The organism is Stieleria varia, assembly GCF_038443385.1.
Taxonomy (GTDB): Bacteria; Planctomycetota; Planctomycetia; order Pirellulales; family Pirellulaceae; genus Stieleria; species Stieleria varia.
Window position 1 is genome coordinate 5477747 of record NZ_CP151726.1, and the last position, 22608, is coordinate 5500354.

12 protein-coding genes are annotated in these 22608 nt (G+C 57.8%); 4 read left to right on the forward strand and 8 right to left on the reverse strand.

Features of this window, described 5'->3' with window-relative positions:
• The 8 genes from nrfD to surE form a co-directional block, all read right to left on the reverse strand.
• A complete protein-coding gene (nrfD, locus tag Pla52nx_RS18590; RefSeq protein ID WP_146520288.1) occupies positions 1 to 1410 on the reverse strand; it encodes an NrfD/PsrC family molybdoenzyme membrane anchor subunit in 1410 nt (469 codons plus the stop codon).
• A gap of 107 nt (positions 1411 to 1517) precedes the next feature.
• Positions 1518 to 4895, reverse strand: coding sequence for a TAT-variant-translocated molybdopterin oxidoreductase (locus tag Pla52nx_RS18595; RefSeq protein ID WP_146520289.1), 3378 nt, complete (start codon positions 4893 to 4895; stop codon positions 1518 to 1520).
• Between the two features lie 45 nt (positions 4896 to 4940).
• Positions 4941 to 5636: a cytochrome c3 family protein gene (locus Pla52nx_RS18600; protein ID WP_146520290.1), complete on the reverse strand. Its 696-nt coding sequence runs from the start codon at positions 5634 to 5636 to the stop codon at positions 4941 to 4943.
• Between the two features lie 210 nt (positions 5637 to 5846).
• Positions 5847 to 6947 carry a 2-amino-4-hydroxy-6-hydroxymethyldihydropteridine diphosphokinase gene (gene folK / locus Pla52nx_RS18605; protein ID WP_146520291.1) on the reverse strand — a complete coding sequence of 367 codons (1101 nt, stop codon included), beginning with the start codon at positions 6945 to 6947 and terminating at the stop codon, positions 5847 to 5849.
• Between the two features lie 744 nt (positions 6948 to 7691).
• On the reverse strand, positions 7692 to 8579 hold the full coding sequence (locus Pla52nx_RS18610) for a hypothetical protein (RefSeq protein ID WP_146520292.1): 888 nt from the start codon (positions 8577 to 8579) through the stop codon (positions 7692 to 7694).
• A 635-nt stretch (positions 8580 to 9214) separates the two neighbouring features.
• Positions 9215 to 10810 carry a DUF1559 domain-containing protein gene (locus Pla52nx_RS18615; protein ID WP_146520293.1) on the reverse strand — a complete coding sequence of 532 codons (1596 nt, stop codon included), beginning with the start codon at positions 10808 to 10810 and terminating at the stop codon, positions 9215 to 9217.
• 338 nt (positions 10811 to 11148) lie between these two features.
• Complete coding sequence (gene tkt / locus Pla52nx_RS18620; protein WP_146520294.1) at positions 11149 to 13191, reverse strand: transketolase; 2043 nt, start codon at positions 13189 to 13191, stop codon at positions 11149 to 11151.
• 338 nt (positions 13192 to 13529) lie between these two features.
• Positions 13530 to 14291 carry a 5'/3'-nucleotidase SurE gene (gene surE / locus Pla52nx_RS18625; protein ID WP_146520295.1) on the reverse strand — a complete coding sequence of 254 codons (762 nt, stop codon included), beginning with the start codon at positions 14289 to 14291 and terminating at the stop codon, positions 13530 to 13532.
• 139 nt (positions 14292 to 14430) lie between these two features.
• On the opposite strand from surE, the gene guaA reads away from it, so the two are divergent.
• The 4 genes from guaA (at position 14431) to Pla52nx_RS18645 (ending at position 22513) form a co-directional block, all read left to right on the forward strand.
• A complete protein-coding gene (gene guaA, locus Pla52nx_RS18630; RefSeq protein WP_146520296.1) occupies positions 14431 to 16020 on the forward strand; it encodes a glutamine-hydrolyzing GMP synthase in 1590 nt (529 codons plus the stop codon).
• Positions 16021 to 16023: 3 nt separating this feature from the next.
• The gene (ettA, locus tag Pla52nx_RS18635; RefSeq protein WP_146520297.1) at positions 16024 to 17700 is read left to right on the forward strand and encodes an energy-dependent translational throttle protein EttA; all 1677 of its coding nucleotides are present in this window, start codon (positions 16024 to 16026) and stop codon (positions 17698 to 17700) included.
• A 110-nt stretch (positions 17701 to 17810) separates the two neighbouring features.
• The gene (locus Pla52nx_RS18640) at positions 17811 to 18176 is read left to right on the forward strand and encodes a hypothetical protein (RefSeq protein ID WP_197454618.1); all 366 of its coding nucleotides are present in this window, start codon (positions 17811 to 17813) and stop codon (positions 18174 to 18176) included.
• A gap of 95 nt (positions 18177 to 18271) precedes the next feature.
• Positions 18272 to 22513 (forward strand): hypothetical protein, encoded by a 4242-nt coding sequence (locus Pla52nx_RS18645; protein WP_146520298.1) that lies wholly within the window; start codon positions 18272 to 18274, stop codon positions 22511 to 22513.
• Positions 22514 to 22608: the final 95 nt, after the last annotated feature.

Consider the following 22608-nt stretch of genomic DNA (forward strand, 5'->3'; position numbering starts at 1 on the left):
TTAGTGATCTCCGTGCTTGTGCGACATGTGAATTTGCTTGGCCAAGGTGGCTTTGGTCTCCGCCATGTTGATGACGGGCATCAAGCGACAGAACAGCAAAAACAGTGTGAAGAACAATCCGAATGATCCGATCAACATCGACCAGTCGACCCACGTCGGAGTGAAGTAGGCCCAGGCACTGGGCAAGTAATCTCGCGAAAGGCTGGTCACGACGATCACAAATCGTTCGAACCACATTCCGATGTTGACGAAGATACAAATCAAGACAATCAGCCATGGCGTTGTCCTGCATTTCTTGAACCAGAACAATTGGGGGCTGATCACGTTGCAGGTGACCATGGTCCAGTAAGCCCACCAGTACGGGCCAAACGCACGGTTGGTGAACGCGAACTGTTCTTCGCCGACTTGGCCGTACCACGCGATGAAGAACTCGGTCCCGTATGCCAAACCGACGATCGAACCCGTCGCCAGGATGATTTTGCACATGTTGTCCATGTGTCGAACCGTGATCAGTTTTTCCAGACCCAACATCGAGCGGGCGGGTACCATCAGCGTCAGCACCATGGCGAAACCGCTGAAGATCGCACCGGCGACGAAGTAAGGTGGGAAGATCGTCGTGTGCCACCCGGGAACCTGCGAAACCGCGAAGTCAAAGGACACGATCGTGTGCACCGAAAGCACCAGCGGGGCGGCGAATGCAGCCAACAACGCATACGCTTTTTCATAACGCATCCAGTGACGCGACGAACCGCTCCAGCCAAGGCACAGGATTCCGTAAGCCATGCGACGCCATTTGTTGGTCGATCGATCGCGGAACGTTGCCAAGTCCGGCACCATCCCCATGTACCAGAACAACAGCGAAACGGTTCCGTACGTGCTGACCGCGAAGACGTCCCACAGCAGTGGGCTGCGGAATTGGGGCCACATCCACAGGTTCAAACTGGGATAGGGCGCCAACCAGAATGCCAACCAAGCACGACCGACGTGGATACCCGGGAAAGTTCCCGCACAGGCGACCGCGAAGATCGTCATGGCCTCGGCCGCGCGGTTGATGCTGGTCCGCCATTCTTGTCGGAACAGATACAAAATCGCACTGATCAAGGTTCCGGCGTGACCGATACCGACCCAGAACACGAAGTTCACGATGGGCCAGCCCCAGAAGATGGGCGAACGGTTGCCCCAAACCCCGACACCGGTGTAGATCAAGTACGCGATACAGAGGCCGAGCCACTGCAGCAATGCGAACGAGATCAGGAAACCGATCACCCAACCCTTGCTGGGCGGACGCTCGGCAACCTGGCACACCGACTCGGTGATATCGTGGTACGTCGTTTCACCGAGAACAAGCGGGGCTCGTTCTCCTGGGCGTTCGACGGTGTTGTCCAATCCGTTTGGAATGGCTAGTGACATGATGGATTAGCGGTTAGCTGTGGGCGTTAAGCAAATTGCAATGACGTCGTGCGACCGACCGAACTGGCTTCGATAAAAAACCAAATTCGATCAAGTCCTTCTTTTCTCTACTCTTTGTTCTCGTTTGCCGGCTTCTCAGCGGCGGCACCCTCACCGGCTTCTGCCGTTGAGTGTCCTTCAGCGGGATGATCGTGGCCGTCTGCGGCCGAGTCGTGGCCGTCACCACGGTGTGCGTCCGCGCCATGGTCGTCATGGCCATGTTTGTGCGAATGCAGATCGTTGAAGTCCTCGATCTGCTTCATCGTCCACAAACGACGGTGCGGATTGCGGACGCGTGCCAAGTACTCGGTTCGTGGCTTGACGTTGAGTTGTTCCAGCATTCCATAAGCACGCTCGTTGGCTTGCTTTTTGGAAACCGCAGACTCCGCATCGGCAACATTACCGAAATCGATCGCGTTGGTCGGACAGGCAGACTGACAAGCCGTGATGACGTCGCCGTCGGCGATTCGCCGGCCTGCGACGCGAGCCGCGATCTTGCCCTTTTCGACTCGTTGGATGCAGTAGGTACACTTTTCCATCACACCGCGGCCACGCACGGTGACGTCGGGATTAAGTACCAACGACTGCAGCTTGCGGTTCGCTTTATCGATGTTCGATTCGTAAGCATCGATGCCGTAGCCGACGCCGACGTCTTCGTTGTAATTGAAGTAGTTGAATCGGCGGACTTTGAAGGGACAGTTATTGGCACAGTAACGCGTGCCGATACAGCGGTTGTAAGCCATCGCATTGATGCCTTCCTCCGTGTGAACCGTCGCAGCCACCGGGCATACTTGTTCACAAGGAGCGGTTTCGCAGTGCACACAAGCCATTGGCTGGTGAACCACATCCGCGTTGTCTTCGTCACCTTGGAAATAACGATCGATTCGCAGCCAGTGCATTTCACGGCTGTTCTTGACTTGCTCTTTGCCGACGATCGGAACGTTGTTCTCGCTTTGACAAGCGATCACGCAAGCGTTGCACCCGATGCACTTGGTCAAGTCGATCGCCATGCCCCACTGGGGAAGGAAGCTCAGTTCAGGATCACGCTCGATCGCGACGATCGGCTCGGTGTGCAGCGACTGGTGGTCACCGACCTTGGGAACGTGCGGGCCCTTGGCACTGGCGAAGTCCGGCAGCTTCTTCATCAGATCCGCGGTTCCTTCGCGAATCAGCGAGAAACTACGTCGCTCGGTTTCGTCACGACCACGCTCATCGATCGCCCAGTGATCCTGGGTGGTCGCAAACTCGTACTCGGAATAATTCGGACGGCCCTCGACTTTGTACGCGATGTGCATCGCGTCTTTGGTGCGGATCGGCGAAACATCGACACCCACGACATCGACATCGTACGCTGGGTATCCACCAACCATGCCGACTCGGGTACGTCCGTATCCGATTGCCGCAGTCACGACACCGGGCGCACAGCCTGGAATCAGGAACACCGGCAACTGAATCTTTGCCCCGTCGCGTCGCAACGTGACCGTTTGTTCGTGCGTGATCTGGAGTTTTTCAGCCGTCGCAGGGCTCATGACGGCGGCGTTGTCCCACACCAGCTTGGTCACCGAGTGAGGCATCTCTTGCAGCCACGCGTTGTTGGCGAATCGGCCATCATAGAGCGCCTCCGAGGGCGTGAAGATGACTTCGATGTCATCCTGGTTGATGTCTTTTCGTTCCAGCGCCACTGGAGCTTCCTTGGGCAACTCAGGTGCCTTGCCGGTCACCTTCATCTCGCTCGCGTCGGGCTTGATCTCATCCAAGAATCCGTCGTGCAACAATTTTCGCCACTCACGCTCGCTCAGCGATTCACCACGTATGACGTCAGCAGATCGACGAACGATCTTGGAGCCTTCCGTCACGTCGGCGTCCAGCATGCCGGCGATCAACTCGCAAGCCGTGCGTCCACCCATCAAGGGCAGGATCTGCGGTTGGCAAACGCCGTAGTGACCGTCGGGAGTGACCACGTCGCCCCACGACTCCAGCGGGTGAGCCAACGGCAGCGACCACGTGCACAACGCGGCGGTCTCGTCGTCGTAGTCACCCAAGTAAATTGAGTTCTCGATCGTCTTCAGGGCGTCACCAAAGGCGATGTCACTGGGGGCGGTCGCGACAGGATTGTTGCCCAAGATCAGCAACGTTTGCACTTTGCCGTCGGTCATCTTGCTCGTCAGTTCGTCCAGCGAAACCGTCGTCAAGTCGCCGTCGATTTCGGGGGCAAACTTCTGAATCGTTCCGAGTGAACCAAGTTTCTCGTTCATCGCGATGCCGGCCGCGACCATGTCCGCACCCAAGGCTTCGCCGACCACCACCACCGCCTCACCGTCACCGGCCTCGGCAATGTCATGGGACAAAACATCCAGGAATCGCTCCAGTCGCTCGGCAGCCGTGACCTTTGGATCATTGAACGCAAGTTCTTCCGCAGGATGGTCGTGTGAGCCGCCGCCCTTGAGCTGTTCCACTCGCAGCGCCAAGTCCGACAGGAAGGCCGGCATTTGGCTGGGGCGAAGCGCCAAACGCGAGTCCGCCATCGTCCCCGTCGCCGTGTAGCCGCCTTCGACGACATACATGCGACTCATCATGCCTTCGTCTGGATCGCGATTGGCCGCGTATCCTTTGGCGTTGGCCAGGAAACCAGGGTCGGTTCCCAAAATGTCTGCTTCCAGCGTCAGGATCACTTTGGCTTTCGCCAAATCCAATGTCTGACGTGCGGGTTTGCCGAACATCGTCGTCGTCGCGTTTCGCATCACATCGGCGCCGACACTGTCGTATCGTGCTACGGTTGCACCGGGCAACTCCGTGACCAGATCTTGAACGGCTCGAACGATCGACGGCGACCGAGTCGGCCCCATCAACACGGCGAAACCTGCTCCGTCTCCGTTTTCCTTTGCTGTCGTGATCAGCTCAGGAGCAACCTCATCAAACTCCGACCAGTCGACTTCCATGCGTCGCTCAGGACCGCGACGCAACACAAAACCGTCGTCGCCGCGTGAACGATCGGGATCGAACAACGTCAGAATGGATGCTTGCGAGAAAACGTCCGTTCCGCCGCCCGCTGGGTGCAACGGGTTGGCTTCGATTTTCAACGGGCGTCCATCGACGCAATTGATCAGGACGTTGTAAACACGATCGGCGAGTTCGAAATTGGTGGCTCGCGAGTAAGTCTCACCGGGCACGCGTCCTTCCGGGCGGATCACGAACGGGGCGATCGTTTCCTCCGGATAACGGCAACCGGTTGCTCCGGCCATTGCCAAGGATGCACCCATCAACTGGATCCATCGGCGACGCGAAACGCCCGCCGGGAATTCAGATGCAGCGACAGGGAACTCACGATCCAAGTACTGTTGAAAGTCTTCGCGGTCTTGCAGCTCGGCAAAGCTGCGCCAATAGCGAGGACCATCCTGCGTAGCGCTGGATTCGGTTTTCTGATCAGCCAAGTCGTTCAGGGTCATTATGATTGCGACGACAACGAGAGGAGTCGAAGGTGAAAGTTTGAGTTACCGGTGACAGACCGCACAGTTGCGCTGCGGATGAATGTTTTGTTCTGCGCGAACTTGCTTCGCAAATGCTTCTTGATCCCAATCCGCCGGCGGCTCCCAATCGAGCTTGGTCACAAACTCCTTGGGACGCAGATGCTCGTTCGGATTTTGGTGACAGCCGATGCACCAAGCCATCGATAACGGCTTGTCCTGATGGACGACTTCCATCTGATCGATACGGCCGTGACAGGAAACGCAACTGACGCCTGAGTTCACGTGAGCGGAGTGGTTGAAATAAACGAACTCCGGCAAGTTGTGAATTCGTTTCCAGGCAACGCTCTTGCCCGTCTTCCAACTTTCGTGGATCGGTGCCAGCTTCGGTGCCGAGCCAACCGGGTGAACCGCAGCAAGCGCGGTCTGGCCGGCATCATTCTTGGGGCTGTGGCAATTGATACACGTTGCCGTCGGCGGAACCGCGGCATGCGCGGCTTCAAACACCGTGTTGTGACAGTATCTACAGTCCAGCTTTAACTGCCCCGCGTGAATGGCGTGGCTAAAGGGGACCGGTTGTTCGGGTTTGTAACCGATGTTGAGCGTCACGGGGTCTGTGACCAGACCTCCCATAGCAACTGCGAACAAGCCTCCGCCTGCGATCGCAGCACCAGCGACGAGCAAAAAAGTGTTAACCCAGCGTGGAAACAGGAAACGTTGCATGATCCTTTGGCCGCTGTGGTGCAGCGGCGGACAACAGCATGAGTGGTGAAAGAGCCTCTGTGAAGAACTTCACAGGCGTAGAGTATCGCGGTACTGCAAGCAATCTGGCAAGGGCAGCGAACAAGCGAGCGACATTGTGTCGCACAAGCACAAGCGGGCGACGCGGTCACAGGTCATCACAAGCCATCACAACCAGCGAAAACCGGACCATCAGCACCACCACTGGCCGTCCGCGGTCACCGGTGTGACATCGCACCGCATCGACTGCATCGCCGATGCAAGCTCGCTGGCGGCCCAAACCAAGTCGTCGATCTCCAAACGATACTCGGGCCAACGCCACCCGGCAGGCCACATTTGGTGCGGCGCAGGCCACTGCGTCTCCGCGGTCGTGCGGTGCATGCGGGCCACTAATCGAGGCACCGTCTCCAGCGTCGTGTACTGACTTTGCAAACTGGGCAGCTTGGGCAGGTAAGCAGAGACCCACGGCTGGTCACCGATGGAAATGATTGGCTCGCCGGTTTCAAACCAGTCACCGTTGGAACCTTGTTGCGACGGCCCCTTTGGGGAGGCGGTGTCTTGATCGAAAACAGCGGGGCGGTCTACGTGCAGCGGCTGTTCGCCGTTTCCACTTCGGTTCCCTTCGCGGAGGATGGCGGCCGGGGTGTTGCCGACGACCGCCATCGGAGGAGGCAACGGGCGGGCAGCGAAGGTCTGCATGCCGTGGTTTTCTTGCAGTAAACGGCAAAGCTCTGCACGGGTCTCCAGGTCGCCCCCGACCAGGGCGATCGAAGGCACCCCGGCATTGAGGTGCTCCGCCAAACGTTGCAAAGTCCAGCCGAATCGCGGATCCCGAAACTCGGCGGCGACGTCGCACGCCGGCTGCAAAACAAACTGCCGCGCGGTGTATCGAGGATGGGGCACGATAAGCCCGGTCCCGCCGCCGACCAATTGCCCGTGCAGCACCACATCTAAATCGATCGAGCGCGCGTCCCATCGCCGCTTTCGCTGCCGACCCAGCTCGGTTTCCAAATGTTGCAGCAACAGCAAGACTTCACGAGCTGATGCCCGGGTATCAAACGCTGCGACGGCGTTGAGAAACGGTTCTTGCCCCCCTGGACCGCCGATCGGAGGTGTTTGGAAAAGCCGGCTGGCGCGAAAGTTGGCGTCTAGCGACGAATCGGCGACCACCGCAGATTGGGAAAGCAACGCAGCGGCGTCAGCGATCAACCGATGCCGGTCTCCGAGATTGCTGCCGAAACTGACCAAACACTGGTTGATGGGCGGCAAACGGTCGTGCGAATCGGTTTTCATGATGGTTTCTCAGTCCACCAATCTTACCAACAAGCCCGCAAGTCTTTCTAGGCTGCCATCAGATGTGATTGACCCCGCATTCGAAGGAGATTGCTGACTTTGTGAGCCGCAAGTCGCTAGCGGGCCTAATGGTGTTGACGGAACCCTTCGAGGCCCGTGGCTAGCGCCATCGGCTCACAGACACAATGCAACACGACTAAATCAGCAGTCTCCACAGCTGGGGGAGGTCGGATCGAGCGAAGCAAGATCCGGGAGGGGGCCTACTCGCTACAAACCGCGTTGGTGAACCGATTCCCTCACCCACACCCCCTCCCTCGCATTCGCCTAAACGGCTCTGCTCGACCTCCCCCAAGTTCCTTGGGGGAGGTGACACGGAGAGTAAAACGGTGGCTTCAAAAAGACGTGTCAGCAGCAAACCATGAACAGTCCAACGCTAGCCCGGATTATTCATGCGGATGATTGATTTTAGCGCAAACAGATTCTTGGCAATGAGCTGTGACATCGTTGGGAAATGCAGATTGTTTTTCATACCCCGACGCGTAAGCGAGGGATTTGCCGAGTATCCCTCGCTTACGCGTCGGGTTATGAATCATCCGGGCTAGCCGCGGGCAGCGGTGTGTTGCCCGCGGCGAGGCGATTAACGGACGCCTCCTCAATTGGTGGCGCAGTGGATTTCGTGAAAAATCCTGCTCGAAGGGAATTCTGGCGAATCCCACTACCAGGTTCGCCAGCAACGCTTTTCAACTAGATCATGATGCTTCTGACAAACCCGTCATCATGTCGCCCATTGAGATGCAACTGATGCATCCAAGTCGACTTGGGATGTCCAAGTGAATCGAACAGGGCGGGACGAAACATCTGCAACACGCTGGACGCCACGGCACGGTTCTCACGCGGTGACGCCGCGGTGTCACTGGTCCGCTGGATCATCATGTCTCGCATCGCCGCATTCATCAGCCAAGCGGTCGTTGTGCGATGCTCCATGTCCCCGTCGCGGATTTCTTCGCCAAAGTCCTTCGCCCGCTGTGTGTCGATGCTGTAAGCAAAACGCAACGAGGATTCGACCGACAATCGCCCGATCAACAAGTCATTCCAGCGCGCGATGCCTTGTCGTAAACGATTCAAGCGAACCAAGTGTTCGACGCTGCTGCCCTGGCGAGCGAGCATCATCTGGTGAACGCGATTGCTGGCTTCCAAATGAGACAGAAAGACGCCGTGAGTGATCGGTGCGATACGCTCGACGATGGATCGATCGGGACGCACTGAATTGTTCGCATTGCTTGGTCCGGCATCCATCGCAGATGTCGAGTCGTCGATCAGCGCATCGTGGCAAAACGCTTCATCCAATCCGACCGCGACCGCCGCGACCACACGCGTCAGGATCTCCGATACCAGGATCTCCTCCATCGTCGCCAAGTGTTCGGACCACCAAGCCGACATCCTGTCCCAATCATCGGCTTGTTGAGCGAGCCGAAATTGGGCGAGTCGCCGGTGCCAGGACTCAAACCGTGTCCGAGATGCCGTCCAGTACTGGACCAAGGTCTTGTCGGGCAACGGCTGGCGGCGGTAGATCAGTTGGGGGCCGTGCTGCGAGAGAGCCGCGGCCAAATCGGTCAACGTGACACAGTGCATGTTGGGGAAACTCGTGGGGAATCTCTTAGGACAGGCTTCGCGAGCCAAGTGCACTGTCGGCAGTACGATAGGACTGTGCCTGAAGCTCGGATGATGCCTGACCGGATGCAGATCCCGCGCCAAGCCGCTGGTAAGTGGTGGCCGACGCCGCTACGGATCGAAGCGTTTTGGTCCGATATCCTGGGTTTCAGGCCGTTCTGTCGACGAAACGAGAGCCCTGCGGCAGCCGAAAATGCCGCTCACCGGTTGTTGCATCCGCGTAGAACATGTTGCGTCCAGGCAACATCGCGAATGAAAAGAGAAACAGGTTGGGAGGGTCAAGCCAAGGAGCGGAGGGCTCGCCCCACGCTCACCCGTCCGCTCACTGGCTTGATACCGTGTTCTTCGAATCGAAGGCCGGTTGAACCAAAGCAACGACGTCCTGTTTGTCGGAAAACCCGCATCCCGTCCGATCGCATCCCGCGTAGGACGCATGGTTTCACGTTGAATTTCAAGCAAAATACCAGCACGACGCGCAAGCGAGTGAATAGAAACGCAAAAGGAGGATTCACTCGCTTGCGCGTCGTGCTAGTAAAGACGAGATCAACCGCTGGTGCGATCAACTTTCTCAGCGGGACGCTCTCATCCGAGAGCGCTCAGTCTGCGGCAGCGCGGGTGAACATCGATTTGGCGTCCCCCGTATCGATCCCCTCTCTCATCTCCAGGACCGCGCCGTCGCCCATTCCGACGCTGGCGACACCATTGGCGAACATCAGGCTGGTGAAGGGATGTTCCAGATGGATTTCCACGTCACTTGGCTTGGTCCACTCCACCGCATGTTCCGGTGTGGTTCGGATCAACATGATCGTGTTGGACAGACCGTCCAGCACATCGCGAAAGCGAGAGTCTCCCATTTCTGAAAACATCAGTCCTTCGCCGACCGGAACATGAAACACGGTCGTTGGCGCGTCTGTTTCGCCGGTGATGTCTCGGTAAACCTCTGGCATCTGTGGCAGCAAAGCGATGTTGTGCGGGCTGTCCCACGCTTCGTCGAGGTGAAACTGCTCATACAACGCTTGTTCTTCGATGAACGGCAGGATGTGAACTCGCCAACTGAGCAACGGCTTGCCGTCCGCGTCGCGATGGATGGCTGCCGGCAGTCTCCCATAGGCGTCATGATAGTTGTGCATCGCCAACAGGATCTGCTTCATCTGATTCCGTTCGCCCATCGTCTTGGCTGCAACGCGTGCCGACTGAACGGCGGGCAACATGATCGCCACCATCGCAACTTGGTAAGGAACGGTGTTGTTGCCTGAAATCTTATAGACCAAGTCCTGTCCGTTTTGCTCGGGCGTGATCAAGTCCTTGAACATCGTGCTGACTCGCTGGGCATACTCCAGCGTCGCGTCTCCGATTTCGTCTTCCAATTGCATCTCCGCTGCGAACTGAGCCAAGCCGATTTGCTGGGCCAAGTTCATCGCGTCGTTCAAGATGCCGGCCAGCTCACTGGCGTTGTTTTCGTTGGCGGTATTCAGTGTGATCCGCAAGCCTTCCTTTGGCGCCGAAGCGTCCACTTGGATTTTCAACGACTCCAGCAGGTTGGGAATCTCGGTCAGATTCTGCACCTGCGGCGGAATCATCTGCTGCATCATTTGAACCGTGCCGTTGATGATCGGACGGACGACCGCGATGCCTACAACAACGTTGACTTGTCCGACATCGGGCGTTTGTGAAACGATCTGGCCGAGTGCGCCAGCGTCGTTGCCGCCGGCCGCACGCAAAACGGGCGGCAGGTAGCCTTCCGATGAAACCACGATCACTTTGGGGTTGTGCTGGTACAAGACCGCACCGCCGCCGACGTCGAGACATTCGTAGTTGCCGACCTTTCTCTCATTGGCTTCACCCATCACATGCTGAGCGATGTCGTTAATCGAAACAGGCTCCTTCATCACCACCACGGCCGCCATCATTGGCGGTCCCATCGCGGGTGCGGCGACGACCAATCGGATTCGTTCGCATTGCTGAAGCGAAACGCCGAGGGTCTCATCGACCCAAGTCTCTGCGACTTCACGTGGATACAGCTCCGTTTCCGGCATCGTCATCAGTTCGGCCGGCTTGATCTCGATCATCGCCAACGCGTCGCTTGGCAAAAACCGCGTGCTCAGCATCTGCTGAGCATCACAGCGGTACCCTGAAAACGCGAAAGAGAGAAACACGCAGAGAAACAACGGGGCAGTGAGAATCCATCGCATGGCGGTTTTGTTCTGCTAAGGAATGTTCGTCGAAAAAAGACACCGCGTGCAGTGTAACGGATTCCCACCCGCCATTGGATTGGTCGCACCAGAAATCCGCATCTGAATTCCCACCAGATTTCTGTCTGCCATGCGCCGACGGTGAATCGCCTGACCGGCCTTGCCGTCGTGGGGCAGATTTTCAACCTGCCGAGGTGTAGGTCATGCTGTGCATGACGCAATCCGTTCATCGCAACCCGGAGTTGCTGGATTTGGGCGTGCGTTTTTCAGCGAATTGAAGCGGCCGGTCGTGACGGCTGACATACCGTATAGCGTCATGCGGAGCATGACCTACGATGTTAGGACGCGGCGGCGACGACGGCGTCGGCGTTGATGCCGAAGTGCTCGTAGACTTGGTCGAACGGGCCGCTGGCTCCGAAGCCGCTCATCCCGACGAACTTGCCGTCACTGCCGATCCAGCGGTCCCAGCACATCCGGATGCCTGCTTCGACCGCCACGCGGTTGGTGACTTCCGGTGGCAAGACTTGGTTGCGATAGGCTTCGCTCTGTTGGGCAAACAATTCCATGCAAGGCATACTGACGACCCGAACGTTCTTGCCTGCGGCGGTCAAGGTTTCTGCGGCGGAGACGCAAAGTCCCAGTTCGCTGCCGCTGCCCATCAGGATCACGTCCGGGGTGCCTTCGCAATCCGACAAGATATAACCGCCTTGGGCGCAACCCGAGGCCGGAGCGTACTTGGTTCGGCACAGCGTCGACATGTTTTGACGCGACAGGACGAAGGCCGCCGGGTGGTCGGTGATCTGCATGGCCGTGCGGTAGCACTCGGCGACTTCGTTCGCATCGCCGGGGCGGAACACGTTCAAACCTGGGATCGCGCGACAGGCGGTCAAGTGCTCGACCGGCTGGTGCGTCGGTCCGTCTTCGCCGACCCCGATCGAGTCGTGCGTCAAGATGTAGAGTACGGGCTGATGCATGATCGATGCCAATCGCATGGCGCCACGCATGTAGTCGGTGAAGACAAAGAACGTCGCACCGTAAGCACGCAATCCGGCGAGGCTGAGTCCGTTGACGATTCCGCCCATGGCGTGTTCGCGGATGCCGAAGTGCATATTGCGGCCGCCGTATTGATTCGGCAAGTACTCACCAGCACCGTCAAAGGTCAGGTCGGACTTGTTGCTCGGTGCAAGGTCGGCTGAACCGCCCAGCATGAATGGAATGTTCTTTGCGATCGCATTGAGGACTTTGCCGCTGCTGTTTCGCGTCGCGTCGCCTTTCTCGCTGGCTTCGAAAACCGGAATGTCTTTGTCCCAGCCGGCTGGCAATTTGCGGTCAAAGATCGATTGCAGCTCGGCGGCTTTTTCTGGGAACGCGGTTTGATACGCGTTCCAGGTTTCGGTCCAAGCGGCGAAGGCTGCGGCACCGTTGGCGCCGACGTTTTGCTCAAAGTGTTCGAGGACGCCATCGGGGATGTAGAACTTTTCTTCTGGCGGAAACCCGTAGGTTTTCTTTGCCAATTCGACTTCGTCCCATCCAAGCGGCGCGCCGTGCGCGTTGTGCGTGTTTTGCTTGTTCGGTGCTCCCCAGCCGATGATGCTTTTGACAACGATGATCGTCGGCTTGTCGCTGCAAGCCTTGAAGCCATCGATGGCTTTGGCCAAACCAACCAAGTCATTGGCGTCGGCAAGGTGCAACACGTTCCAGCCCAAACCTTCGAACTTCTTGCCGATGTCCTCGCTAAAGGCCAGTTCGGTTTCACCTTCGATGGTGATGTTGTTGTCGTCGTAGATCCAGCAAAGGTTGTCCAGTTTCAGGTGACCTGCGACCGAAGCGGCCTCCGTCGCGATGCCTTCCATCAAGTCGCCGTCGCTGCACAACGCGTAAATGTTGTAATCGAACAGGTTGTGTTCGTCGGTGTTGTAGTTCGCGGCCAGCCATTTTTGGGCCATCGCCATACCGACACTGTTGCTGACGCCGGCGCCCAAAGGTCCGGTCGTGGTTTCGATCCCGGCGGCTTCCGCGTACTCCGGGTGCCCTGCACAAACGCTGCCGATCTGACGGAAACGCTTGATGTCATCCAATTTGATCGAGAGTTCATCGAGCACGTTGCCCGATTTGTCGACGGCTTTGACGCCGGCCAAGTGCAGGACGCTGTAGAGCAGCATCGAGGCGTGGCCGCAGGAGAGGACGAAACGATCCCGGCCGGGCCAGTTTGGCTGGGCCGGGTCGTAATTCATCGCGTGATTGAACAACTGATAGGCGATCGGGGCCAGTGCCATCGGCGTGCCCGGGTGACCGCTGTTTGCCGTCTGAACCGCATCCATGCTGAGGGTGCGGATCGTGTCGACGGCGACATTTTGGATATCAGTTGATGCTACGCTCATTTCGCGCTGGTTGGGCTAGAGTTCTTGGGCGGTCTGATTCTTCGCCGAAAAGGTACCCAAGAAGGCTGGATTTTGGAAGGGAGGCAGTCGGCAACCGCCAATTATCGTCGGGCACAGGCGGGGCACTTGGTTTGTGCAAGCGGATTGGCACGAAAACAGCCTGCGCACATCAGCCGCCACGCGATAGCGTCCGGTTCTCCGCCTGTAATCGGGAACCGGACGCTATCGCGTGCCGGCTGATGAACAATCCGGGCGAGCGTTTTGTGGCTCACAAAGTCAGCAGTCTCGTCCTTGGTGCAGGTGTCCGATACGCGTCACCGGCGCAGCCGAATGCTGCATCAATGCTTCAGCCCCCAGCGGTCCATTTCATCGAGCACGTTGTGGCGTGTCATGTCGAATTGCAGCGGTGTGAGCGTCACGTTGCCTTGACGAAGCTCGGTCAGGTCGGTGTTTTCTTGGGGCGGCTCGGCGGGCTCCTCCCAGAGAGCCCAGTAGTAGTTGCGTCCGCCCGGGTCCTGGCGTTTCTCGTACCGGCGGCCGTATTGAGCCAGTCCGGTCGGCACGATTTTCAGGTCGTTGGGAGTAACCGTCGCCGCAGTCGGCACATTCAAGTTGAATAGCCCGCCGGCGGCCGACGGTTGGCGGATCAAGCCGCTGATCACATTGCGAGCGATCACGGCGGCCGACTGAAAATCGGCATCCGGGTCGTACTCCAGCGACACCGCGACACTGGTCACCCCAAAAAACGCCCCTTCGATCGCGGCCGCCACCGTGCCGCTGTACAGCACATTGATCCCCGCATTCAGGCCGTTGTTGATTCCGCTGACGACAAGATCGACCGGATCATCCCGCAGCAACTCCGTGATCGCCAGCTTCACGCAGTCCGCCGGGGAGCCTTCCACCGCCCAAGCCCAGTGGCGTCCTTCGCGGTGGATCGATTTGCAAACCAGTGGAGTCAGGTAGGTGATCGAGTGGCTGACCCCGCTCTGCTCCGTCGCCGGTGCGATCACGACGACTTCGCCCAAGTGTCTCAGTTGCTGTTCCAGGGCGGCCAAGCCGGGGGCAAAGACGCCGTCGTCGTTGGTCAACAGGATTCGCATCAATTCATCTCTTTGCGAGTGAGAGGCATTTGGCCCCTTGGGGATATCAAGGTCATTTTCTACACTTCCCGTTTGGAACCTGCGACGGGTCCACGCGATCCACACGGGCGTCAAGCTACCAAACACAAGGCAAGATTGAATGAGTGGTTCCGCAACCGCGAGTGAATCGATCATCGAAACCGACTCGTTGACGGACCAACGGATCGTCGTACTGGACTTCGGATCCCAGTACGCGCAGTTGATCGCCAGACGCGTTCGTGAACAGAACGTGTACTGTCAGATTCTGCGCCACGACATCACGGCGGAGCGATTGAAAGAGATCGCGCCCAAGGGCATCATCCTGTCGGGCGGCCCTTCGAGCGTTTACGAAGACGGCGCGCCGAGATGCGATCCCGGTCTGTTTCAACTGGGCATCCCCGTGCTGGGAATCTGCTACGGCATGCAGTTGACTTGCATGGCTCTGGGCGGCAAGGTCGAAAATACTCCCAGTCGTGAATACGGCCGCGCCGACTGCCAGATCACGGACGGCAGTGGTTTGTTTGCCGATTTGCCCGGTTCGATCGAAGTCTGGATGAGCCACGGAGACCAAGTGTCGGCGATTTCCGAGCAATTCGAGCCGATGGCCAAGACATCGACGTGTCCTTACGCGGCGATCCGTCACCGCGAACTGCCCGTGTTCGGTATGCAGTTTCACCCCGAAGTCACCCACACACCGATGGGCGGCCAAATCCTGCAAAATTTTGTGATCGGTGTTTGCGGTTGCCAGCCGAATTGGCAACTGAGCGACTTTGCCGAGCTGACGATTCAACAGATCCGCCAACACGTGGGCAAGCGACGCGTGATCTGCGGGCTCAGCGGCGGCGTGGACTCATCGGTGGTGGCCGCGTTGCTGTACAAGGCCATCGGCCCCCAGTTGACTTGCATCCTGATCGACAACGGACTGCTGCGAAAGAACGAACAAGCGTTGGTGATCGACGAGTTCACTAATCACTTCAAAGCAGATTTGCACGTCGTCAATGCAGAGGATCGATTCTTGGCATCGCTGGCGGGCATCACCGAGCCGCAAGAAAAACGCCGACGCATCGGACACGATTTCATCGAATGCTTTAAGAAGGAAGCCGAAGAGATCGAGAACGCACATTTCTTGGCCCAAGGCACGCTGTACCCCGACGTGATCGAGAGCGGCGCCGATCCGGACGGACCGGCCGCGACGATCAAGCTGCATCACAACGTCGGCGGATTGCCGGATGAACTGGGGTTTGAGTTGATCGAACCGCTGCGTGATTTGTTCAAAGACGAAGTCCGCCGGTTGGGCTTGGAGTTGGGATTGCCAGAAAAGTTGGTTTGGAGGCATCCCTTCCCCGGTCCCGGCTTGGCCGTGCGATGCTTGGGCGAAGTCACCCGTGACAAACTGGTGGTGCTACGTGCGGCCGACGCGATCGTGATCGAAGAAATCGAGGCGGCCGGACTTTATCGCGAAACCAGCCAGACCTTTGCCGTCCTGTTGCCCGTTCAAAGTGTGGGCGTGATGGGCGACGCCAGAACGTACGACAACGCGATCGCCGTTCGAAGTGTCAATACAAACGATTTCATGACGGCCGACTGGAGTCGCTTGCCGTACGACTTGCTTGCTCGAATCAGCACGCGAATCATCAATGAAGTCAAGGGAGTCAACCGGGTTTGCTATGACATCAGCAGCAAACCGCCGGCAACCATTGAGTGGGAATAAAACATGTCCAGACAATATATCTATCAAGTCGAAAACCTAACGAAGAAGCACGGCCAAAAGACGGTCTTGGATGACATCTGGTTGGCCTTTTACCCCGGTGCCAAGATCGGTGTGCTCGGTCCCAACGGCGCGGGCAAGTCGACTCTGCTGCGCATCATGGCCGGTCAAGACACCGAGTTTGACGGCACAGCACGCTTGGGCAAAGGATTCACCGTCGGCTACCTGGAACAGGAACCGCCGTTGAACGAAGAAAAGAACGTTTTTGAGAACGTGCAAGAAGCCGTCGCCGAACGTCGAGCCATCGTGGACCGCTTCAACGAAATCAGCATGCTGTTGGGCGAAGTCACCGATGACAAGGAAATGCAAAAGCTGTGCGATGAGATGGCCAGGTTGCAAGACACCATCGACGCGTTCAACTTGTGGGAATTGGATCGCCAAGTCGAAATGGCTATGGCCATCATGAACTTGCCGCCCGGCGACGCCGACGTCACCAAACTTTCTGGTGGCGAACGCCGACGCGTGGCGCTTTGCAAACTGTTGATCCGTCAGCCCGACTTGCTGCTGCTGGACGAGCCGACCAACCACCTCGACGCCGAATCGGTGGCTTGGCTGGAAAAACACTTGGATCAGTACCCCGGCACCGTGGTCGCCGTGACCCACGACCGATATTTCCTGGACAACGTCGCGAAATGGATCTTGGAAATCGATCGCGGCAAGGGACACCCTTTCGAAGGCAACTACACGGCGTGGCTGGAGGCCCGTCAGTCGCGGATGCAAATCGAACAGCGTCAACAAAAGGCCCGTGAACGCACGTTGGCTCGTGAGCTGGAATGGATCCGGATGAGCCCCAAAGCACGTCAGGCCAAGAGCAAGGCACGGATCAAATCGTACGAAGATCTCGCGTCGCAACGGTTTGAGGATCGACCCGATGAGCTCGAAATCCAGATTCCATCGAGTCGCCACTTGGGCGACTTGGTGATCGATGCCAAGAACATCAGAAAAGCGTTTGGCGACAAAGTTCTGATCGATGATTTTTCGTTCCGATTGCCCGCCGGTGGCATCGTCGGAATCATCGGCCCCAACGGTGCCGGCAAGACGACGTTGTTCCGCATGTTGACCGGACAAGACACGCCGGACTCGGGTGAATTCCGCGTCGGTGACACCGTCGATCTGGGCTATGTCGATCAAAGCCGTGATTCACTTAACGCCGACAAGACGGTGTTCGAGGAGATCAGCGGCGGTACCGAAACGATCGTGCTGGGTGGACGCAATATCAATGCGCGTGCTTACGTCTCGCGATTCAATTTCAAAGGGCCGGATCAAGAAAAGAAGGTCGGCAAGCTCTCCGGTGGTGAACGGAACCGCGTTCACCTTGCCAAGCTGCTCCGCAAAGGCTGTAACGTCTTGCTCCTGGACGAACCCACCAACGACTTGGACGTGGACACGTTGCGAGCGTTGGAGGAAGCCATCATGAACTTCGCCGGTTGCGTCGTCGTGACTTCGCACGACCGCTGGTTCTTGGACCGGCTGGCAACCCACATCCTGGCGTTCGAAGGCGACGGCAAGCTAACGTGGTGCGAAGGCAACTTCGAGATCTACGAACGAAACCTTCGCGAACGCATGGGCGATGACCCAGACGAATTCAAGTCCGCTCGCTACAAGAGCATTCACGCAGGGTGATGGACGAACGGTCGATGATGTTCACGAGCGCGCATTGTTGCGTGCCCGTGACCCAGACCGTTCGTTTCTCCCATTCCCCCTTTCACTATTCTTTTTGAGGAACCTGATTGATGACCATTTTACGCGTCGGTACCAACGAACAATACTCCAACAACTGGGACAACATTTTCAGCGGCAAGAAGTCGACCACTAAGACCTCCAAGAAAAAGACGAGCAAGAAAGCGTCTGCCAAGAAAGAAAAGCCTGCGAAGGAAACGTCCAAGAAAACCGCCAAGCCAGCCAAGCCGGTGAGCAAGAAGTCGACGAAGAAGGTGTCGAAGAAAGCATCGAAGAAGTCGGTGGCGAAGCCTGCAGCAAAAACCACCACCAAAGTCACCTCCAAGGTCGTAGCGAAAGCATCAAGCAAGTCTTCAACCAAAGCATCGGCCAAGAAAGGGAAAAAGACGGCAAAGAAAGCGACCAAGCGAAAGAGTTAGGTTCTCTCCTACCCTGGGCGCGCGCGCTTCGTCGCCCGTCCTGCCCCTTCGATTGCTACCTCACCTCCTTGCCACCAACCTCACCTCCTGCCTCCATGTCCAACCTGCCACCACCGCAGTCGCTTCGCGAATCTCTGCAGCGGTTGGCTGGATACTTGAATTTCTCATCCGGCAGCAAGGATCCGGCCATCGCGGCGACTTGGAATCAAGTCTACGAGCTGGCCAGTCGAGGAGACCCGCTGACGGGGTTGCCGGCCTGGCTGGTGGTCAAGGATTGGCTGGTGGAGACGCTGGAGGAATTGCGTCAGGAGAAACCAGCGTTTTCCGATATTTCACAGTCGCTACGGATCGTCCGTTTGCTGTGGATCGAACTGCTGCCGGCGTATTTGGATTTCCATCGCGATCTGCTGTTCCACCAGGAACCCGAAGTCGTCTTCAACGGCTTCTTCATGGGTGTGGCTGCCGAAGCGATCTTGACGCTCGATGTCGATGGTGAGCAGCAGTTTGCCAGCGACGAGGATTTGATTCAGGCAACGATCTCGCGGTTGAACGATTTCGTCGGATATCGGCCGGTGGCATTGTTGGAGAATCGGCGGTGCGAACCGTACCCCAATGAGTTTGTCCGACCGATCCCACTGTACGTGCGTGACGCCGGAGTCTCTGCCGGTCCGTATCGCGATTTGATCGAAGCGGCCATCGCAGTCCTGCGGGACACCAGCGAAGACATTCTGCGTTGGGCATCGTTTGATTTTGATCAGTTGCATGAACTCGCGTTGGACCCACGGGCCTACGACTTTGATCATCCCGTCAACCGCCGTCCCAATTATCACTTCGGCGGATGGGATGATCGATCGGTGGGGCTGGACGGATACTTTCATCGCTTCGTCTTGCGGCAAGTCACACTTGATTCGCTGCTGAGCCGCGTCCGTGATCCTGAGCTGCGGGATCATGAACAGATCGATCGCGAGGAACTGCTCATTGAAGCCGCAACGGTCTTGGCCGGTACGATCTTGATGGGCTCGGGGATCACCGGCTGGGGACCGTCGGCCTATTCCAGTGACGTCACGCTCGGCACGTTGATGAAACCGATCGCAGAGTACCGCGACGCGTTCTATCAAGATCGCTTGGCTGCACTGACAGGCGATCATCTGGATCGATTGACCGACGAACAACATCTGCGTCGACAGCCTTTCGGAGCCGCGCGACAACACCTCAATGCCGCATTGGCCGAGCGAAGAGCAGCACAAGTTCAGCATGTGCAGCTCGCTCGGCTGTACGCGAGGATGGGCTACCCCAAAGCGGCCAAACGTCAGTCGGATGTGGTCCCGGCCGCGTCGGCGAGAATCATCTGTCGAATCGATTGCGAAATGACACTCGGTTTGCGAGCACTGCGAACCGGACGAATGGACGTCGCGACGAGTGTTCCCGCGATCGCATTCGGACTGATCCGCCGTGGAATCGAATGCGGTGCGATTATCGATCCCTGGGACATTCTGGGCAGCGGCGGCATGTTCAGTCTGCACCCAAGTCCCGATTGCAGCGTCCAGGACTCTCGTGTCGATGACCTGCTGCATCTGCTCGAGCATCTCTTCAGCTACATGGCTCGGGTGTGGAGCGAAGCGGCTGCGAGGAACGACGCGGATGCCTACGAAGAAATTTCGGTGCGGTATCGCGAGATCGCCGAATGGTGGCGAGGATTTGCGGCACACACCATCGAGTCCATCGAAGCGTCCGATCCGCTGGAGTCCTATGAGTCCGCAAAACTGGTCGCGCGGGCGTTGAAGGTTTGGCACGAAGGCGGCGCGGCGGCAGGCGATGTCAAATTCTGGGCGCCTCACGCGGAGTTCTTTGATTCGCCTCGCGCCTACTGGCTGGTCATCTCCGCGCTGTTGGACCGCGATGACTTCGTTCCCGCGATGGCGTTGCTGATCCATTGGTTGGGCAACGCAAGTGAAATCGGCTTGCGGCAAGGCGGCAATTCGCTGCCCCGCTTGGCCGAACGATGGTTGATGCGGTTACGCAGTCAGTTGGAACCGGCCGAAGCGTTGGATCAAGCTGACCGAGATGCGCCAACGGCCAAACAGCCCCATGAGATCTGGCCGCTGATCCAGAAATGCTTTGACTATCTGGAAGCCAACGCGGAGGAGTTTTGGTCGGCTCCCTCATTCTTGCTCGGTGAGAATCGCGGCAAGGTCCGAGACTGGGATCGCGAGCTGGAACTCGCGGACCGGGATGACGGCGACCACGGCGATGATGCCGACTTGTTTCAAGCCGCGTACGAAAACATGACGTATCGCGATACGACCAATGATGGAAACGAAGGCGCCGTTTTCGAAACCGGCGACAACGTCAGCAATGACGAGCTGGAATCCGAATCGCGTCGCTTGATCGATCGACTCAGCTTTCTGCAATCGCTCTGTCGCATGTGGAGCGTTGCCGCGGACATCGCGGTCGCCGATGAAAGCGGCACTTTGGTCGGTGTGCAACAAGGGTCACTGCAATCGTGGGCAGACCGCGCTCGCGAGAACCGCATCGGGTTGTTGGAACTGCTCGACTCTGTCCGCAGGTACAAAATCAAACGCTCCGGCAGCGACAAAGACTCGATGCGCGAGTACGACCGCAGCCGTGTGCTGAGAGATTCGTTGATGGAACGTATCATCGGTGCGGCGGTCGAAATGTCCGATGCCCGACGTTTGATTTGCGGTGCCCTGATGGCTCACGCGGCAAAGAACAACGTCTCGGTGGGCGAGAACGGCTTGGTCGGCTTGAGCGAAATGGGCAAGGACGACTCGCAGGCGGTGAGGCTTTACTCGACCATCTTGGCCGGTGACGCGAACGCCACACGCGAGTTGTTCCCTGAGTTCATTGAAGCCATCGCTAACGAAAATCTGCTGTACATTCCCCTGTCTCGGGGCGGTGATCCGGTCAAAATCTATCTCGCTCGATTGCGGCAACGCGTATTGCGTCACTTGATGCACTGGTTGCCGCGACTGGGGCTGCTGACCGAAGGCTGCCGACTGATCGAAGTATCACGGAGAATGGAACAGCAGGAAGTCATCGGGATCGGCGCGGTCACCGAATTTGACGGCCTGTTTCGCGATGGCTTTCGTTCGCTGGTGCAATCGCTCGTCGAATCCGTGCGTTACCGAAAGCCCGACGGATGGGATGAACTGGTTGGCCGCACCACGGCGTCAGTCAAGGAAAGTCCGCCGACTGGCCGTCGTGATTCGGAGAGCAAAGACGTCAGCGAACAATCCTTCGCGGGCGCAGACCGCGCATCCGCAGCCGAGATCACCGATTTGGCGCAACGCTGGTCCGCCGATGAACTGATCGTCCTGCTCGAACGCTTGACCGAAATCATGCTCGGCAGTTGGCTCGCTCACAGCCAAACCTTGCGTTTGTCGCCCTTGGAATCCGTCAACGACCACACGCGTTGGAAACAGCTCGTCGCTTTCATCAAAGAATACGGCGACCCGATGTTCACCCAAATGTTCTTGCAACTGGGCAACGTCCGCGCGATCCTGCATCAGGGAGTCAAAGACTGGTTGCAGCGAGTCCTGCAAGACAAACCGATGCCGATCGATGACATCAAACTCTTTGAAGACCTGCAAGCAGAGCGGTTGACATTCAAGGAAGCCGATCGCTGGATCACATTGGTCTACGAAACCTTGATCGATCACCACGCCGAATACCAAGACTACAACAGCACCACAACCCAAAGCGACCGTGGTGATCTCGTTTACATGTTCCTGGATTTCCTGAGACTGCGTGCACGCTACGATCGCATCGCGTGGAACCTCAAGCCTGTCATGTGGGCGCACGAAGTCCTCGTCGGCAGCGGTCTTGAAAACGCCGCGATGATGTGGCGTCGCAGCCTCAGTGAACGCATCGGTGTGGAAGCCGACCAATACGTCAAACGCTTGCGCGATCTGCAACACGATTACTCCATGCGTATGCCCACCGTGGCCGATCGGATCCTAGAACGGTTCGTGCAACCCATGACCATCGCGCGCATGACCGCCTTGGTGGGCCCGGCCATGCGCGATGCGGAAGCCGATCGGGTCAGTCGGCACTTTGATCTGCTGGAACAAGAATCCGAGCTGCTGACGCGGCATCCCACCGGCGCTGGACTGGACATCCCCGCGTGGTTGAGCGCCTTGGAGGAAGAAGTTGAGCGTTTGGCGAAACGGCAAGCGAGCAGCGAAATCGATCCGCAGTCACTGATGTCCGTTCCGATTCGAGCGTTGACGGTCGATGAAGTTCAACAGCAGTTGGCTGCAGCACAACAACAAGGACGTCGTTTGCCTCATATGAGACCAGGTCAAGACGAGTCTTGATGAAATTCTTTGATGCGATTCGATTTTTCAAATCGCTAAACATCCATCGCATGTTTCGTTCGGTATCTTGTACAATCCTCGACCGACCTGAACAG

Excerpts from the sequence above, each read along its gene's own strand:
- nrfD (WP_146520288.1), bottom strand. The coding sequence starts at position 1,410 with ATGTCACTAGCCATTCCAAACGGATTGGACAACACCGTCGAACGCCCA.
- Pla52nx_RS18595 (WP_146520289.1), bottom strand. The coding sequence starts at position 4,895 with ATGACCCTGAACGACTTGGCTGATCAGAAAACCGAATCCAGCGCTACG.
- Pla52nx_RS18600 (WP_146520290.1), bottom strand. The coding sequence starts at position 5,636 with ATGCAACGTTTCCTGTTTCCACGCTGGGTTAACACTTTTTTGCTCGTC.
- folK (WP_146520291.1), bottom strand. The coding sequence starts at position 6,947 with ATGAAAACCGATTCGCACGACCGTTTGCCGCCCATCAACCAGTGTTTG.
- Pla52nx_RS18610 (WP_146520292.1), bottom strand. The coding sequence starts at position 8,579 with ATGCACTGTGTCACGTTGACCGATTTGGCCGCGGCTCTCTCGCAGCAC.
- Pla52nx_RS18615 (WP_146520293.1), bottom strand. The coding sequence starts at position 10,810 with ATGCGATGGATTCTCACTGCCCCGTTGTTTCTCTGCGTGTTTCTCTCT.
- tkt (WP_146520294.1), bottom strand. The coding sequence starts at position 13,191 with ATGAGCGTAGCATCAACTGATATCCAAAATGTCGCCGTCGACACGATC.
- surE (WP_146520295.1), bottom strand. The coding sequence starts at position 14,291 with ATGCGAATCCTGTTGACCAACGACGACGGCGTCTTTGCCCCCGGCTTG.
- guaA (WP_146520296.1), top strand. The coding sequence starts at position 14,431 with ATGAGTGGTTCCGCAACCGCGAGTGAATCGATCATCGAAACCGACTCG.
- ettA (WP_146520297.1), top strand. The coding sequence starts at position 16,024 with ATGTCCAGACAATATATCTATCAAGTCGAAAACCTAACGAAGAAGCAC.
- Pla52nx_RS18640 (WP_197454618.1), top strand. The coding sequence starts at position 17,811 with ATGACCATTTTACGCGTCGGTACCAACGAACAATACTCCAACAACTGG.
- Pla52nx_RS18645 (WP_146520298.1), top strand. The coding sequence starts at position 18,272 with ATGTCCAACCTGCCACCACCGCAGTCGCTTCGCGAATCTCTGCAGCGG.